Source organism: Agrobacterium burrii (genome assembly GCF_017313405.1).
In the GTDB taxonomy this organism is placed as follows: Bacteria; Pseudomonadota; Alphaproteobacteria; order Rhizobiales; family Rhizobiaceae; genus Agrobacterium; species Agrobacterium burrii.
Map to the genome: position 1 here is coordinate 188,550 of NZ_JAFLNA010000012.1, position 14,226 is coordinate 202,775.

At 58.2% G+C, this 14,226-nt stretch carries 11 protein-coding genes and 1 pseudogene; 5 read left to right on the top strand and 7 right to left on the bottom strand.

Annotated elements, in window-relative coordinates:
- Positions 1-57 precede the first annotated feature (57 nt).
- Positions 58-1,053, bottom strand: a complete 996-nt coding sequence (gene bcsN / locus JZX89_RS21270) for a cellulose biosynthesis protein BcsN (protein WP_369809587.1) — start codon at positions 1,051-1,053, stop codon at positions 58-60.
- A gap of 334 nt (positions 1,054-1,387) precedes the next feature.
- On the opposite strand from bcsN, the gene JZX89_RS21275 reads away from it, so the two are divergent.
- Entirely contained in the window at positions 1,388-2,572 is a 1,185-nt protein-coding gene (locus JZX89_RS21275) for an AGE family epimerase/isomerase (protein ID WP_246746775.1), read from the top strand.
- A 51-nt stretch (positions 2,573-2,623) separates the two neighbouring features.
- Here the strand turns inward: JZX89_RS21275 and JZX89_RS21280 are convergent, their stop codons facing one another.
- Genes JZX89_RS21280 through JZX89_RS21300 form a run of 5 tightly spaced genes read right to left on the bottom strand, consistent with a single transcriptional unit; the run spans position 2,624 to position 8,068 of the window.
- Positions 2,624-3,586 (bottom strand): glycoside hydrolase family 26 protein, encoded by a 963-nt coding sequence (locus tag JZX89_RS21280; protein WP_207135298.1) that lies wholly within the window; start codon positions 3,584-3,586, stop codon positions 2,624-2,626.
- 12 nt (positions 3,587-3,598) lie between these two features.
- Complete coding sequence (locus tag JZX89_RS21285) at positions 3,599-4,102, bottom strand: DUF995 domain-containing protein (protein WP_207135299.1); 504 nt, start codon at positions 4,100-4,102, stop codon at positions 3,599-3,601.
- A gap of 15 nt (positions 4,103-4,117) precedes the next feature.
- Positions 4,118-6,064 (bottom strand): glycosyltransferase family 2 protein, encoded by a 1,947-nt coding sequence (locus tag JZX89_RS21290; protein WP_207135300.1) that lies wholly within the window; start codon positions 6,062-6,064, stop codon positions 4,118-4,120.
- The gene (galE, locus tag JZX89_RS21295) at positions 6,061-7,044 is read right to left on the bottom strand and encodes a UDP-glucose 4-epimerase GalE (RefSeq protein ID WP_207135301.1); all 984 of its coding nucleotides are present in this window, start codon (positions 7,042-7,044) and stop codon (positions 6,061-6,063) included. Before galE ends, JZX89_RS21290 begins: the two co-directional genes overlap by 4 nt.
- A 1-nt stretch (position 7,045) precedes the next feature.
- A complete protein-coding gene (locus JZX89_RS21300; RefSeq protein WP_153517125.1) occupies positions 7,046-8,068 on the bottom strand; it encodes a UDP-glucuronic acid decarboxylase family protein in 1,023 nt (340 codons plus the stop codon).
- A gap of 396 nt (positions 8,069-8,464) precedes the next feature.
- On the opposite strand from JZX89_RS21300, the gene JZX89_RS21305 reads away from it, so the two are divergent.
- Positions 8,465-8,815, top strand: a complete 351-nt coding sequence (locus JZX89_RS21305) for a hypothetical protein (RefSeq protein WP_149899178.1) — start codon at positions 8,465-8,467, stop codon at positions 8,813-8,815.
- 49 nt (positions 8,816-8,864) lie between these two features.
- Here JZX89_RS21305 and JZX89_RS21310 read toward each other — a convergent pair whose 3' ends face one another.
- Positions 8,865-9,635: a response regulator transcription factor gene (locus tag JZX89_RS21310; protein ID WP_149899179.1), complete on the bottom strand. Its 771-nt coding sequence runs from the start codon at positions 9,633-9,635 to the stop codon at positions 8,865-8,867.
- A gap of 904 nt (positions 9,636-10,539) precedes the next feature.
- Between JZX89_RS21310 and JZX89_RS21315 the strand changes: the two genes are divergently transcribed.
- The 3 genes and pseudogenes from JZX89_RS21315 to JZX89_RS21325 all read left to right on the top strand — a co-directional run.
- Positions 10,540-11,505: a fibrinogen-binding protein gene (locus tag JZX89_RS21315; RefSeq protein WP_153517123.1), complete on the top strand. Its 966-nt coding sequence runs from the start codon at positions 10,540-10,542 to the stop codon at positions 11,503-11,505.
- A 151-nt stretch (positions 11,506-11,656) separates the two neighbouring features.
- Positions 11,657-13,675 carry a hypothetical protein gene (locus JZX89_RS21320; RefSeq protein ID WP_207135302.1) on the top strand — a complete coding sequence of 673 codons (2,019 nt, stop codon included), beginning with the start codon at positions 11,657-11,659 and terminating at the stop codon, positions 13,673-13,675.
- Positions 13,676-13,758: 83 nt separating this feature from the next.
- Positions 13,759-14,226 (top strand): annotated as a pseudogene (locus JZX89_RS21325) (type I secretion system permease/ATPase); the annotation flags it as partial.

The following is a 14,226-nucleotide window of genomic DNA, read 5'->3' on the forward strand; positions in this document are numbered from 1 at the left end:
CCGGAATATGGGCGACCTGCGCCTCGACATCTTCTTTCGCTGCGGCTCCACAGATCATCAGCATCCCTGAACCCCTCCCGAACCGGACAGGCATGCGGGCGACGGAATGGCGACCTGCGGAACCTGCGATGGCGGCTGACCGCGCTCTGCCGGTGCGGTCTCCACCCGCCTACCAGTCACGGCGGGCCTTGCGGGCTGGACGGTTGACCCGACCGACGAGGGCGACGGAATATTGACCGCCGCGACCGGAGGCAGCGGCTGCGGTTCCGGCTGAGCCGGTGCGACGGCGACAGCACGACGGACCGGCGGCGTTGTCGGCACGCTTCCGGTCACTTCGCCGCCGGGCCGCATCGGCACCTCGTTTGTCTTCAAGGGATAGACCGGATTACCCGGGCGGCCGAGATTTGCGTTCACCCCCTGCGGCGTGCCGTAAGGGTTCCAGCTTTCCGAGGCATAGGTGCCGGTGATCGTGTAATTATACATGACCGCCAGAAGCCGCTCGACACTCGCGCCGGATTGGCAAAGGCGCAGCCGCACCTTGATGCGGCCGAGATTGCGGAAATCCTGCCGCATGCTTTCCGGCGAGCGTATATCCTGCCAGCCATAAAGGCAGGTATCGTCGCCCCGGCCGCTGCCGGCGGCATAAGAAAACGCGCCATAGCCGTTCTGCAGGTAATTTGCCGACATGGCGATGTTTTGACCCGGAAACTCCGTGCGGATTTCCCGCGCGACGGAGGCTGCCCTAAAACCGCTGAAACCAAGAGCATCGCGATCGGTATCGCCGGCCTGCTGCGGGCCGAAAAACTCTGCCTTGATATAATTCTGTCCGGGTGTCGCGGCCTCGGAGCGCAATATGATCTGCTGCGCCACCGCATTGGAATAGGTGTGATTGACCACGGTGACGACTTCCGGACCACCGGGTGGCGGGAAAACCAGCGCCTGCGACGGAGACAACATCTGCGCGCCCCCGAACGAACGAACGCCCGCGGGAGTATTGCAGCCCGAAAGAACCGCAATCGAGAACAGCAATGAAGTATAGGCAGAAAATTTCACTGCCTTGTGCCCCTCTATTGCCCCAACGCCGCCCAGATTAAAAAGAGGCCGAATCACTAGTGACGAGACCATTGCTACGAAATACGTGAGGACTACGAATAAGCAATCTCAAATTTTCGTTGTAATTTCTGACACTTTATGGATTCCGAATCACCTTGGACGCGTTATTTGCCATACAAGACGGTGGAACCAATCGCATTGGCACGGGTTGGCTCACCGTGAGGTCGATGATTTTACGGTTGCAGCGCAATATGTCCCATGGTCTACTTGCTTCTATAATCACGTATTTTATTGATCTATTTTTTATTAACCTGTAAAAACAGAGAGTTGACGTATGACAGTGCAATTTCCGAGTGCCGCTCAGGCGCTTGCCGAAGAGGTCGGAACATTACGGAAATGGCTGGATGAGGATGCCCTGCCTTTGTGGTGGGAGGCGGGTTCCGCCCGTCCGGATGGCGGCTTTTACGAGCGCCTCGGCCAGGATGCGAAACCGGTTTTTTCCGATGACCGCCGCGCCCGCGTTCAGCCACGTCAGGCCTATTGTTTCGCCGCTGCCGGCCAGCATGGCTGGCAGGGACAGTGGAAAGACGCGCTCTTGCACGGCTTGAGCTGGTTCGAAAAGGTCTATCGCCTCGATAACGGCCTTTACGGCAACCTTGCCGACCAGACCGGAAAACTCATCGATCCGTCTTTCGATCTCTACAATCAGGCCTTTGCGCTTTTCGCCACCGCACAGACCGCCGCAAGCCTGCCCGAGCGCAAGGACGAGATGCGCGGCCGGGCGCTGGATATTCTTGCCATCCTCAAGCGCGACTACAAACATCCCGTCGCCGGTTTCGAGGAGGAAAACCCGCCGCGCACGCCGCTCTGCTCCAATCCGCATATGCATCTGTTCGAGGCGATGCTGGCCTGGGAGGTGCAGGACCCGGAAGGCCCGTGGGCGGCTTTGGCCGACGAGATCGCCGATCTGGCGCTTACGCGCTTCATCGATGGCGGCAATGGCGGCTTGCGAGAATTCTTCGAGCATGACTGGACGCCGCATAAGAGCGACAAGGGCCGCATCATGGAGCCGGGCCACCAGTTCGAATGGGCCTGGCTGCTGGTGCGCTGGGGCAGCCTGCGCAACAGCGGCGCGGCGATCGAAAAAGCCAAACGCATGTTTGAGATCGGCGAAGAGCATGGCATCTGCGCCCGCCGCAAGGTAGCGATCATGAGCCTTTATGACGATTTTTCGGTGCATGACGGCTTGGCGCGGCTGTGGCCGCAGACGGAATGGCTGAAGGCGGCAGTGCGCCTTGCCAGCGTCACGTCTGGCGAGGAGAGACAGCGTTACCTCGCGTCGGGCCTCAGAGCCATCGGCGCGCTGCAACCCTTCCTCGACACGCCGGTCAAAGGATTGTGGTTCGACAAATGGCCGGCCGACAGGCCCATGCTGGACGAACCGGCACCGGCAAGCACCTTCTACCACATCGTCTGCGCCATCTATGAGGCGGAGGCGGTGCTGGCAGTCAGCGGATAAATCCGGGCGGGTGAGCGGGCCGGGCGTCCGCTCAGCCCGCTCCGGCCTCGTTCAAGCCTTGGCCGGGCGCACAACGCGCCAGTCGGGCTTACCGAGATTGTGCGGCCATGGGTGAACGTCCTTGTCGTTGAAATAGACGACCTCTTCCAGCTTCGGAAAATCCGCCTGCTTCAGCGTCACGTCGTTCATCCACGGACGAACATAGGAATCGCCGCCTTCATAACCGAGTTCGGCGACCCAAACCGGCTTGTTATAGGTATCAACAAGTCCATACCCCTTGCGCAGCAGATCGGAGAAGGTCTTCGGTCCGCCATATTCGATCTTGTCGTAGTCTTCGAGACCGAAGACCGAAAGGCCGACGAGATCGGCATAATTATCGCCGGGGTAGTAGGCCTGCAGGCCATCGAGACCCTTGGGCGACCACATCACCTTGACGCCGGGAACCGCCTTGCGGGTCATGTCCACCATGCGTTTGTAGGCCGTGATGTAATCCTGCGGGTTCCAGCCCGACCACGAGAAGCGGCCGGACGTGTCTTCCATTTCCTGCCCCCAGCGCAGGATCAGCGGGCTTTTCATCGCCGACATGCGGGCCGTGATCGCCTGCATGTTCTTGTCGTAGTCGCCTCCCAGCACCTTACGGCGCAACTCGTCGGAGGAAAGCCGCCAGTTGACGTCCCACGACCACGGCTCGACGGTGATCAGCACGTTGCGCTTGCGCTCCAGGGCATAGGCGTCCGCGAGCGCAAGACTGTCGAGATCCACGTCTTCCCAGGGCAGGAACAGATGTTCCGTCGCCACCCCGGCCTGTGCGGTGAAATCGCCGTGCGGATCGTAAGCACCGAAACGGATACCATCCGCATGCAATGTCGGACGTTTGTCGGCAATGGTCTTCATGCCTGTGGCGCCCATGGGTGCAACACCCTGCGCATCCAGTTTGAACATGGGGTACATGCTGGCTGAAAAGGCCACCGCAGCCCCGCTTGCAAAGAGCATTTTTCTTCTTGTTATTAGCATGACACTCTCCTCCTACCGCGTCGCCGTCATCGCCTTGCCATAGGCGGCGATCTGCGGGGTGACGTCGTCCTTGCGGACAAGTTTCAGGAATTCATCGCCGGGCTGCGGCGGGTTGTGCCGGAACACGTACCAGGGGCCGCCCTGCTTGCGCTGGTAGAGCACCTTGCCGATGCGGCCGTGGTCGAAGCAGGTATCGGCCTTGCCGCTGCCATTATCGGCTTTCCAGGTGGCGCGCATGCACAGTGTGCCATTGGCATCGACCGTCCAGCGGCCTTCACCAACGGATTTTTTGCCTTTTTCTTCCGTCAGGGCGACGAATTTTCGGCCGTCGGCAATGAAGCGTCCGCCGCCCGTATCCCATTTCCAGGTCTTGTCGAAGTACATCTCCACGACTTCACTGGTTCTAAGCGGTTTCGGCGTCTTCGTGCCGCCCGCGGCGTGGACGGCACTGGGCGCGATCACCGCAAGGCAGAGTACGAAAGCGGAGAACCCGCATTTGTTTATTGTTGTTTTCATCACAGTCTCCTCCTTCTATTGTCCGACACTATTGTCGGCCAGCATGATTTCTCCGGTCGTCACCGCCGGCGACGGCACCGATAACGGCTCCGCCTGCATTTCACGATGACCGGGCAAGCCCGGCAAGGCTATGCGCAGTTTCAGGCGCACCGATCTCGCACCCTCCACACCCGCACCGGCAACCGTGAAGCGCGTTTCGGTGAAGGTGACGTAGGGCTGCCCGTGCGACAGGGCCTCAAGCCCGCCAATCGCATGGGAGCTGAGTTCCGCAGCGCTGCCGGCCACAAGCAACAGGGAACAGGCCGCAGCGGTCGCGCCGCCGCGCAGGGCCGGCAATCGCGGCAAGCCGTTTTCCATCGCGTGGCGGATGAGCAGGAACACCGAAAGCCCGGCATAGATCGCCACATTGATAGCGCCGAAAATGAAGAAGCCTTCCGCTCCGCTATCGCGCGGCGCCAGTACCATGGCCAAAAGGCTCAGCGCCGCCAGCACCATGTAAGGCGCGATTACCCGCAGCGGCAGCGGCGGTTTGGCCTGCGTGCCTTTCGGCGTGATGCGGAAATCCACGAAGTCACCACGGATCGTATCGCGGATTGCCGCCAATACACCCATCAGCGACCAGGGCCAGCGCAGGAACAGGAACACCATGGCTTCCCAGCTGAACAGCCTGGCATCATGCGGGCGGAAAGCGCCCGTTGCCCGCCAGAAGAAGGCGAACACGATCATGATCAGCGACATCGGCAGGAAATGCGCCAGAAACGCCGGATAGGACGCGTTGACCAGCACATGTCCCCGCAACAGCGCAACGATGGGAAGCACGAACATCAGCGCCATGAAGCTGGAAAACAGCGGATACCAGAGCTGCGAAAACAGGAACTGGAATTTCAGCCGCAAAGGCAGCTTCGGCACGTAATGCCGCGAATATTGCAGCAGGATGGTCATCAGGCTGCGCGACCACTGGAATTCCTGCACGATGAGATCGGCAAAGGTCGCCGGCCCGTCGCCATGAGCGATGGCGTTGACGGCATGGACGCCGCGCCAGCCACCAGCATTCATCAGAAGCGAGGTGGAATGATCCTCGGCAAGCTCAGGTCCAAGACCGCCCACCTCACGCAGCGCTTTGGTGCGCACGGCATAATGCGAGCCGATGCAGAGCGGCGCCCAGCCATTATTGTAGCCCAGCTGCAACGCGCCATGCAGGCTTGCCTCGGCATAAAGCCTGCCGCGTGCGGCCCAGCTCTCGCCGGCATTGGCATCGCAGATGCTTGGCGCGGAGACATATCCAACCGATGGATCGGCGAAAGGACGGATGATCTCACTCAGATAATCCGGCTCCGGCACATGGTCGGCATCGAATTGCGCGACGAAATCATAACGTTCATAGCCGTAATGATCGTAGAAATAGGCGAGATTGCCTTCCTTGCAGCGGGTGCGGCGCGGCCAGGTCTTGCGGTGATAATCGGCGACGCCCTTTCTGGTCGAGACGAAAACACCATGCGCACCACACCAGGCAATCGTCTGCGCATCCGGATCTTCATCCGCCAGCCAGACATCGAATTCCAGCCCTTTTTGCTCCATGCCCCTTTGGTCCAGCATTGCCAGCAGCGTCTTGCGCACCACGGCAAAGGGTTCCGACGGCGCCTTGGTGACGACCATAGCCACCCGGCCCCTTGGCAACGGCGAGCGCCGGTCGACGACGCGGGCGTTGAGGAAGATGAAGATAAAATAGGATGGCAGAAGCGTGATCCACGCCAGTGTCAGGGTAACGACGGTAAAATAAGGCCAGTCGATCACCCGGTCGCGGTCAAGCCACCAGATCCAGAAATAGCCAAGCGTCACCAGCCAGCCGCCAATGCCCAGGCGATAGGCCGTGCGGTTCCAGCCGGTGAACACCGGCTGCATCCGCAATGTGCCCGCGGTGGCCCGCGATGATGCGACGGAAGGGGTGGAGCGCGCCGTCATGACTGCACCTCCAGCCCGAAACCGGGACCAGCCGTGCGGATGATCGTGTCGATATCGGAATGTTTCGGCGCAAAGCCGAGCGTCTGCCTCGCCCTCTCAATATCGGCAAACAGCGCCGGCGGATCGCCTTCGCGCCTTGCGCCGAAATGCACCGGCACTTCCTGACCCGTGACGCGATGGATCGCCCGGATGATATCACCGACCGAGGTGCCGTGGCCGGAACCGAGGTTGACGCGCAGCGTCTCACCGCCATCGGCGAGATAATTGACGGCAGCAACATGCGCATCGGCCAGATCGCTGACATGGATGTAGTCGCGAATGCAGGTGCCGTCCGTGGTGTCGTAATCCGCACCGAAGACATCGAGTTGCGGCAGCCGCGCGGCAGCCGCCATCAGCGCCCGGGGGATCAGATGGGTCTCCGGCTCATGGCGTTCGCAAAGCTCACCGTCCGGATCGGCGCCGGCCGCGTTGAAATAACGCAGCGCCACAAAACGCAGGCCATAGGCGGCGGCGTAATCATCCAGCGCCATTTCGAAAATCAGCTTGGTGCGCCCGTAAGGATTGACCGGCATCTGCGCCGTCTCCTCACGAATAGGCAATTTCGGCGGCACGCCATAGGTGGCGCAGCTGGAGGAAAACACCAGCCCGCCGATATTCTGGTCGAGACAGGCATCCAGCAGCGAAAGGCTGCCACCGACATTGTTACGGTAATATTTGCGCGGATCTTCGACGGATTCGCCGACATAGGCGTTGGCGGCGCAATGGATGACGAAGGCCGGCTGGAACTCCCTGAGCGTGGCCTTCAGCAGGTCACGATCAAGAATGTCGCCCTCGATGAAAGGCCCCCAGCGAACCGCGTCCGCATGGCCGGTCGAGAGATTGTCATATGCGATGGGCTTGAAGCCGGATTTTGCCAGCGCCTTGCAGATGTGGCTGCCTATGAATCCGGCCCCGCCCGTGACGAGGACTGTGCGGGCCATCTCATACGGCCTCCGCCACTTTCCTGCCGGATAGCAGCGCATCGAAATAGGTTATGGTTTTTTCCAGACCTATTTCGAGCGGCACGCGCGGCTGCCATCTCAGTTGTTCGTTCGCCCGCGAAATATCCGGGCGGCGCTGCTGCGGATCGTCGATCGCGGCCGGCAGATGCACGATGCGCGAGCGGGAACCCGTCATACGGATGACAATATCCGCCAGTTGCCGCACCGGAATTTCGCTCGGGTTGCCGAGATTGATCGGCCCGGTGCAATCCTTCGGCTTGGCCGAAAAGCGCAGGAAACCATCGATCAGGTCATCGACATAACAGAAAGAGCGCGTCTGGCTGCCATCGCCATAAATGGTGATGTCGGTCCCCTTCAGCGCCTGCACGATGAAGTTGGAAACCACGCGACCATCATCGGGTCGCATGCGCGGCCCATAGGTGTTAAAGATTCGCCCCACCTTGATATCGACGCCATAAAAGCGGTGATAATCGAAAAAGAGGGTTTCCGCGCTGCGCTTGCCCTCATCGTAACAAGCACGCGGCCCGATTGTATTTACATTGCCGAAATAGCTTTCCGGCTGGGGATTGACGAGTGGATCGCCATAGACTTCCGACGTCGAGGACTGCACTACGGTTGCACCGCATCTGCGGGCGACCTCCAGCACATTGACCGCGCCAAGCACATTGGTGAGCAAGGTGCCGACAGGATCGCGCTGGTAGTCCGGCGGCGAGGCCGGCGAGGCGAAGTTGAAGATCAGCGAGACGTCGATGTCATAGGGTTTGCGCACGTCGTGCTCGACCAGCAAAAACCGCTTATTGTCCCGTAAATGCTCGACATTCGCCAGTCGTCCGGTCGAAAGATCGTCGAGACAGATCACTTCGTGGCCGCCGGCCAGCAGACGCTCGCAAAGGTGAGAACCAAGGAAACCAGCGCCGCCATTGACGAGAACGCGCTGGCCAGGACGCCATTCCGAATAGATCGTGACGCCATTATCATGCTCGTTGGGAACGAAATTACGCATTACACACTCCTCCCCATGAGGAATCAGCCCGGCTGATTCGACCTGAACTCGATCAAACTTACGATTGTGCGGTATGTTGAATATCAGCCTCCGGTTTTTATTTCTTCTGGAGGCTTTAATATTACGATTCGATAGATTTCAACTTTTATGATAGGCGCAGCTAAAAACAGGTCAACTTGATTTTATCGAAATATTACAATTGATTACGCTGAATTACTAAAAATAACCCCTGATTTAATACTTTTTAACTACGCCTCCATTATGCCTTTCTTATTGAGCATTAGCGCAAGCTTCGCTCAACCAGTCGGGACTATCCTGGTTTTGTAAGGCTCGGTCCACCGGGACAAAACCGCCCGGCGACATGCGACAGACAGTCGACTTCAGGGGACATACGCTATGAATGAAATGCCTTATTCCAAGAGTGGCAAAGCGGCCAGGCGCAATCATTTTGCGCTCGTTGCTGCAGCCCTTGCATCACTTACTTTCGCGACAGCTTCGTGCGCCGTGGTCGAAGACGCCGTTCTCATCAAAACCGCATCAGCGGATGCGACGACAATGAAGACGCGGGTTGTTCCGACCAGGGCTTCCTACGGCTATGACAGGACAGGCAATGCGGCTGTGACGCTTGTTGCCGATGCGTCGTCCGAGGCGCCTTCGATATCGCGACATTCCTATTCCGGTTCTTCTCCCTATATTTGCTCGCCGAGCGGATTTGGCCAGAAGTCCCGTTGTTTCCTGAGACCTTAAGTCTCGGGCACGAACATCGGCGGAAACTGACGCCCGGCCGGCCTGACGTTTAGTTCTTCCAGCCGGAAACAGCCGTGTCGTCATCCTTGTGAAAGAAGCGCGACGCCGCTTCCGTTCGGTTGCGCACGTTCATCTTCTTATAGATGTTGCGGACGTGCACCTTCACGGTGTTTTCGGATAGATGCAGCCTGTCGGCGATGATCTTGTTTTGCGTTCCCTTGCAAAGAAGGTCGAGGATTTGCACCTCACGCGTCGTCAGTGCCGCCATTTCGCCCCGGTTGACCGCAAGCGCGTCAGCGCGGTTGGCGATCACGCCATTGTTGTGAACGCTCTTGCTGACGACAGCAGGGGAATAGGGTGTGAGCTTGCCGAGAAGGGCTGCAGGGAAATGTTCTCCGCCCTTCATCAATAGATCGACCGCCGCCATAAACACATCAAGCCGAAGATTGAGTGGCAGCACGCCATCGATGACGCGCGTCCCCACCAGCTGCTTCAACGGCTCTTCGAACTTGTCGATGGTTTCGACCACCAGGGCGATCGGCGCATCGGGATGCTTTTCGCGGATTGCCGCAAGAAGATTGTTGAGCCGCTCGCCCGACATGCGGTATGGCAGCACCAGCCGGACATCGGAACCGTAATCACTATTGATCGTCGCCGACGAAGCAACGCTCATCACCGCGAATGTGGGGAACTTTTTGCCCAACGCCTCTACGAGACACTCGGAAAACAGGTCCGGATCCGCTATAATTAATAAAGTTCCATTTATAGGTGAAACGGCGGTTTTTTGTTTTGCCGCATAATCTGACGTTCCCATGAACATTGACGCCTCCCTAAAGCGCTTACGCATTACATTCTTTTGGCTGTGTCATCTGTCGTTCGCCAGGACGCCCCCAAGAACATAGGGGGCAATTCCTGGTTCAAGCCATGTCAACTATCATTAATTACCCGTTAATTTAGGAGGCTAATACGAAAAGCTGTGTAAATAAATGGCCCATACGGGTTATTTTTTACATTAGGCATACAAAATTGATTACGGTGAGATAGAATCATTCACTTGGAAATCGTCAAGGAAACAAAGGCGTTAGAAAAGCCTCCGCTCCGGTTTTGTATTCCAAGAAAATATAACTTTTGGTTGAAATGCCTTTTCATATGTCTCCGGCAAACGATCCCGGACGATGTGCCGTTTCGGGATAACGACCCCTTCCCTCGCACATAAACCATGTTTTTGAAAAGCCGGCTTCTACTACCAAATCCGCTGTTTTGGGCGGCTGCGGTAGCAGAAACACCGCACGGTCTACCCCTCCGGCATATATATTCCGGTGACGTGTACCTATATGTCTAGCCCGAATTGATAGCTAGAAAGCACGATTTTTCTGCGGCACAGTCTGACCGTCGCTGAGTGGCGGCAGATAAAAAGACTAAACCGGCCTTAACGTGTGTTTGCCAGCGCCGGCTCCTTTTCAAGACACCATGCAAGCAAAAAGACGAAGCCACCGCGCTCCCCATTGGAGCGAGGAACGGATTTGTGCGCCTTTTTATCGAGTAGCGCACAAGGGCTGAACGAAAAGAGCCCGGTTACGGGCCGATGCCGAACCGCAGATGAGACGTAATGAGTGCATCTGCAGACATCAATCTTTGTGCAACGCGGAGCAAGCGCGAAAAAATCCCGTTTTAGATGAGAGGGATTTCGAGAGCTGCTCCGAGCTTTTTCGGAGGAAATCGAAATGGGTTACAATCCACAGCCAGCCGGCGACGACATCACCAAGATCGGCGCGCTTTCCGAGGGTTTTGCCAACACCTCGACCAACGACGCCTCGGTGGAAGACAGCAATGTCGGCACCGCAAACGGTGAAAACCGCAACAACGACAATAGCGACAACAGCACCAATGTGGATGTTGACGCACAGATCGACGTCGCAGTCGGCAATGGCGACAATCGCGACAACGACTATGACTGGAGCTATGACAGCAAGTCGTACAGCGACAATGACACGACCACCACGACCTCGACCAGCACCGAAACCAACACCGCAATCAAGACCGACTACGACTGGAGCTACGACAGCAAATCGTACAGCGACAACGACACCAGCGTGAAGACGGTATCGGATTCGGACAACAAGACGTTCACCTATTCCGACAACGACACCTCCACCAAGGTATCGACGACCACCGACAGCTTCAACTCCGCTGACAGCTACTACAAGTCGGATGACGACTTCGGTAACATTGCGGGCGTCAAGGATGTCGGCAATCTCGGTGTCGCTGGTGGCGACCTGACCTTCAACCTGGGTGACGACTTCTCCTTCACTCTCGACGTCGACAATATCCTCAACAACTCGCTCGGCGGTGACGGCAACGATGCCGGCTTCAGCCTGGTGCAGGCCAACCATCTGGCAGATCAGGATTACGCCTACGACGTCAGGATGGACAATGGCGGGGCTCAGAACCACCTGAACGCCAATGCCGGTGACGCTTTCGGCGCCGAAGGCATGGACGGCAAGGGTTGGGACCTCAAGGCCGGCGACGACGCAGCAGGCACCAGCACTGCGGATGCATCGGCAATCCTTGCAAATTCCGGCTTCCATCTGGAACTGGTGCAGGGCGCCAACATGCTCTCCAATGCCGTTGACGTCACGATCACAGGCGGTAACTCGCATGTTTCGGACGTTGGGGAAGATCACTCCTGATACCCACCTCTTGACGAGAAGAGCTGCACCGGCATCCGCCGGTGCAGTTTGCGGTTAAAAGAACCGGGTTCGGTGAACGAAGCACCGCCATCAAGACGTGTGCCGCCTGCCGCTCCCAGTCCCCGCCGCAATGATCAGGGAGGGACCTCCAATGCATATTGACAAGATTTCCGACATGATCGCGCATTTCATCGGCATGTTCGACACGGTGATCGAGGAAGCGCGCCTGAGAAGCAACTATAGCGAAGGCCCGGCGCATTCCGATCCGGACCGACTGCCAGACGATGAGGCAGCAAGGCTGCTCGACAAGAACTATGACGTCCCGCTCGAGGACTACGATCCCGGCGTCAAATATCGCTCCGGCTATTACGATTTCGATTACATGCGACCGCATTTCGCCCGCGGTGTCGAATATGACATGCAGCAGCTAGCAAATGCCATCCCGGTCGATATTTCCGGCGCGCATTTCCGTTTTCCCGGCCGCCTCTCGTTTGATGAGCGCGAATTGGTCGTTCATACCGGCCCCGGCTCGGTGGCCGGCCATCTTACACAGGTCAATATTCTTCAGGACGACGACTATCTGAACATGACCGACGGCCCCAATGTGGCACGCGACACGACCTTCGTGACCGAGCGCACCGTTGAGTTCTACAACGACGCCGCCGTCTTCACGCCCTTTTCCACTTTCCAGCGCACTGACAGCTACGACGCGTTACAGGCGCTCGCCAAATCCGCGCACGACTATATCGACCACGCCCGTGGCAACGACGTCACCTCGCTCGGCACCGGCGCGGATCAGGATTTCGTTCTGGCCGGCAACGACATCAACGGTCTTTATATCAATGGCGCGGTCGCCTACGACAAGCCGGCGCTCGACGACTTCATGCCGGATCGCGGCATCGCCAAGCCCGCCGAGGCACCTGAAAAAAGCGACGTTTCCCTGCATGAGGATAGCCCGGCCGGCAACAGCCTCGATATTGCCGCTGGCGCCAATGTCGTCGCCAACATCGCCACGCTGGTCAATACCGGCGTCATGACTTCGGTCACCGCCGTCATGGGCGATTATCACCAGATCGACGCCATCACCCAAGCCTATATCTACAGTGACCGGGACGATATTTCTTCCGTCTTCACCCACTCGGAAGATCAGGCAGCAACGGCCGCCTACAATATCGCCAGCTTCCAGCGCAGCGTCTATCCCGGCGCGGAACATAGTGCCGCGGACAGCCATGAGAGCGGCGAAACGCCGATATTCCCAACCGCCTGGCGCGTCAGCGTGCTGGAAGGCGATGTGTCCTTCGTCCACTGGATCGAACAATACCAGTTCATCAGTGACAATGACACGATGACGGTCACCACATCAGGTGCGAGCGTCAGCGTTTTGACCGGCGGCAACGCCGCGCTCAACATCGCCAATTTCCTGGGCATCGGCATGCAGTACGATCTGATCATCGTCGGCGGCAATGTCCTCGACATGAACATCATCAGCCAGATCGCCGTGCTTTACGACAATGACTGGGCGCGCGCCAATCCCGATGCGCCTGGTGGCGCCACCATCCAATCCGGCAATAACCTGCTCTGGAACGATGCCACCATTCACAATGTCGGCAGCAACGACCGTTTCGAGGCGATGCCTGATTACATGCACCAGACGGTGAACGGGATCAACGAGCGCGACCCGAACATGCCGGACGCCCTTGCCCACGACGCCAACTTTGCCGGCTATCAGGGGCTGAACGTCCTCTACATCACCGGCAACCTTTTTGATGTCAGCATCATCAAACAGGTCAGTGTGCTCGGCGATTCCGACGATGTGACCCAGGCAGCCGCCAAGGTTCTCGAGAACAACCAGAATGCTAACATCCATATCGATACCGGCAGCAACGCGGTCATCAATCTCGCACAGATCATCGACTACGACAGCTTCGGTTCGACCACCTATGTCGCCGGCGGCGTTTATTCCGATGCCATTCTCATTCAGGGCGGCATCATCGAAAACGACACATTGCAGCCGACACAGCACGGTCAGCTGGCAAACGAGGTCATCGCTTTTCTTCACGACGATCCCGCCACCACTCACAACGAATCCGACGGCGTCATCAATGGCGGCCACGACCTGTCCTGGTCGAACGCACATTCGGCAGACGTCATGCAGGCGGTGACCGCGTAGATTTTGGCAGGCGGGGCTGCAAATACGCCCCGCCACAGCCGGAACCGCAAACACCGTGAGATCACCGAGGGGACCGATACAAAATGGATCATATTTCCAGAAAAACAATTGCCGACGGACGCTCACTCGACTTGCCGCTGGATCAGGAAGCGGAAGACAGCAAACTGACGGACGCCTGTATTTCAGCCATCAACGACGCCATCGAAAATCTGCGCCAGCTATCCGGCTCGGAACAGACTGCGAAGACCATTGCATCGCCCACGCAGATCGCTCCTACACAGATCACTCCCCCACAACCTCTTCCCCAACCACTCGCAAGAACCGAACAACCCCAACAATTGCGCGACGTTCCGCTGGAAAAGCCAACGCCACAGCCGGACCGGCAACCCGCCCCCCCGGTGGAACCGCAGGCCAAGGTCGACAATGCCGATCTGCCTTTCGTCAAGACCATCGACAATAATGACGGTCCGATCCGCGAAAACGAACGTCGGCCGGTGACGGGCGGCGGCGGCAAGGAGCCGACGGACAATGGCGGCGGCGGGGGTGGTGGT

Excerpts from the sequence above, each read along its gene's own strand:
- JZX89_RS21305 (WP_149899178.1), top strand. The coding sequence starts at position 8,465 with ATGAATGAAATGCCTTATTCCAAGAGTGGCAAAGCGGCCAGGCGCAAT.
- JZX89_RS21290 (WP_207135300.1), bottom strand. The coding sequence starts at position 6,064 with ATGACGGCGCGCTCCACCCCTTCCGTCGCATCATCGCGGGCCACCGCG.
- JZX89_RS21310 (WP_149899179.1), bottom strand. The coding sequence starts at position 9,635 with ATGTTCATGGGAACGTCAGATTATGCGGCAAAACAAAAAACCGCCGTT.
- JZX89_RS21320 (WP_207135302.1), top strand. The coding sequence starts at position 11,657 with ATGCATATTGACAAGATTTCCGACATGATCGCGCATTTCATCGGCATG.
- JZX89_RS21280 (WP_207135298.1), bottom strand. The coding sequence starts at position 3,586 with ATGCTAATAACAAGAAGAAAAATGCTCTTTGCAAGCGGGGCTGCGGTG.
- JZX89_RS21275 (WP_246746775.1), top strand. The coding sequence starts at position 1,388 with ATGACAGTGCAATTTCCGAGTGCCGCTCAGGCGCTTGCCGAAGAGGTC.
- JZX89_RS21315 (WP_153517123.1), top strand. The coding sequence starts at position 10,540 with ATGGGTTACAATCCACAGCCAGCCGGCGACGACATCACCAAGATCGGC.
- JZX89_RS21300 (WP_153517125.1), bottom strand. The coding sequence starts at position 8,068 with ATGCGTAATTTCGTTCCCAACGAGCATGATAATGGCGTCACGATCTAT.
- galE (WP_207135301.1), bottom strand. The coding sequence starts at position 7,044 with ATGGCCCGCACAGTCCTCGTCACGGGCGGGGCCGGATTCATAGGCAGC.
- JZX89_RS21285 (WP_207135299.1), bottom strand. The coding sequence starts at position 4,102 with ATGAAAACAACAATAAACAAATGCGGGTTCTCCGCTTTCGTACTCTGC.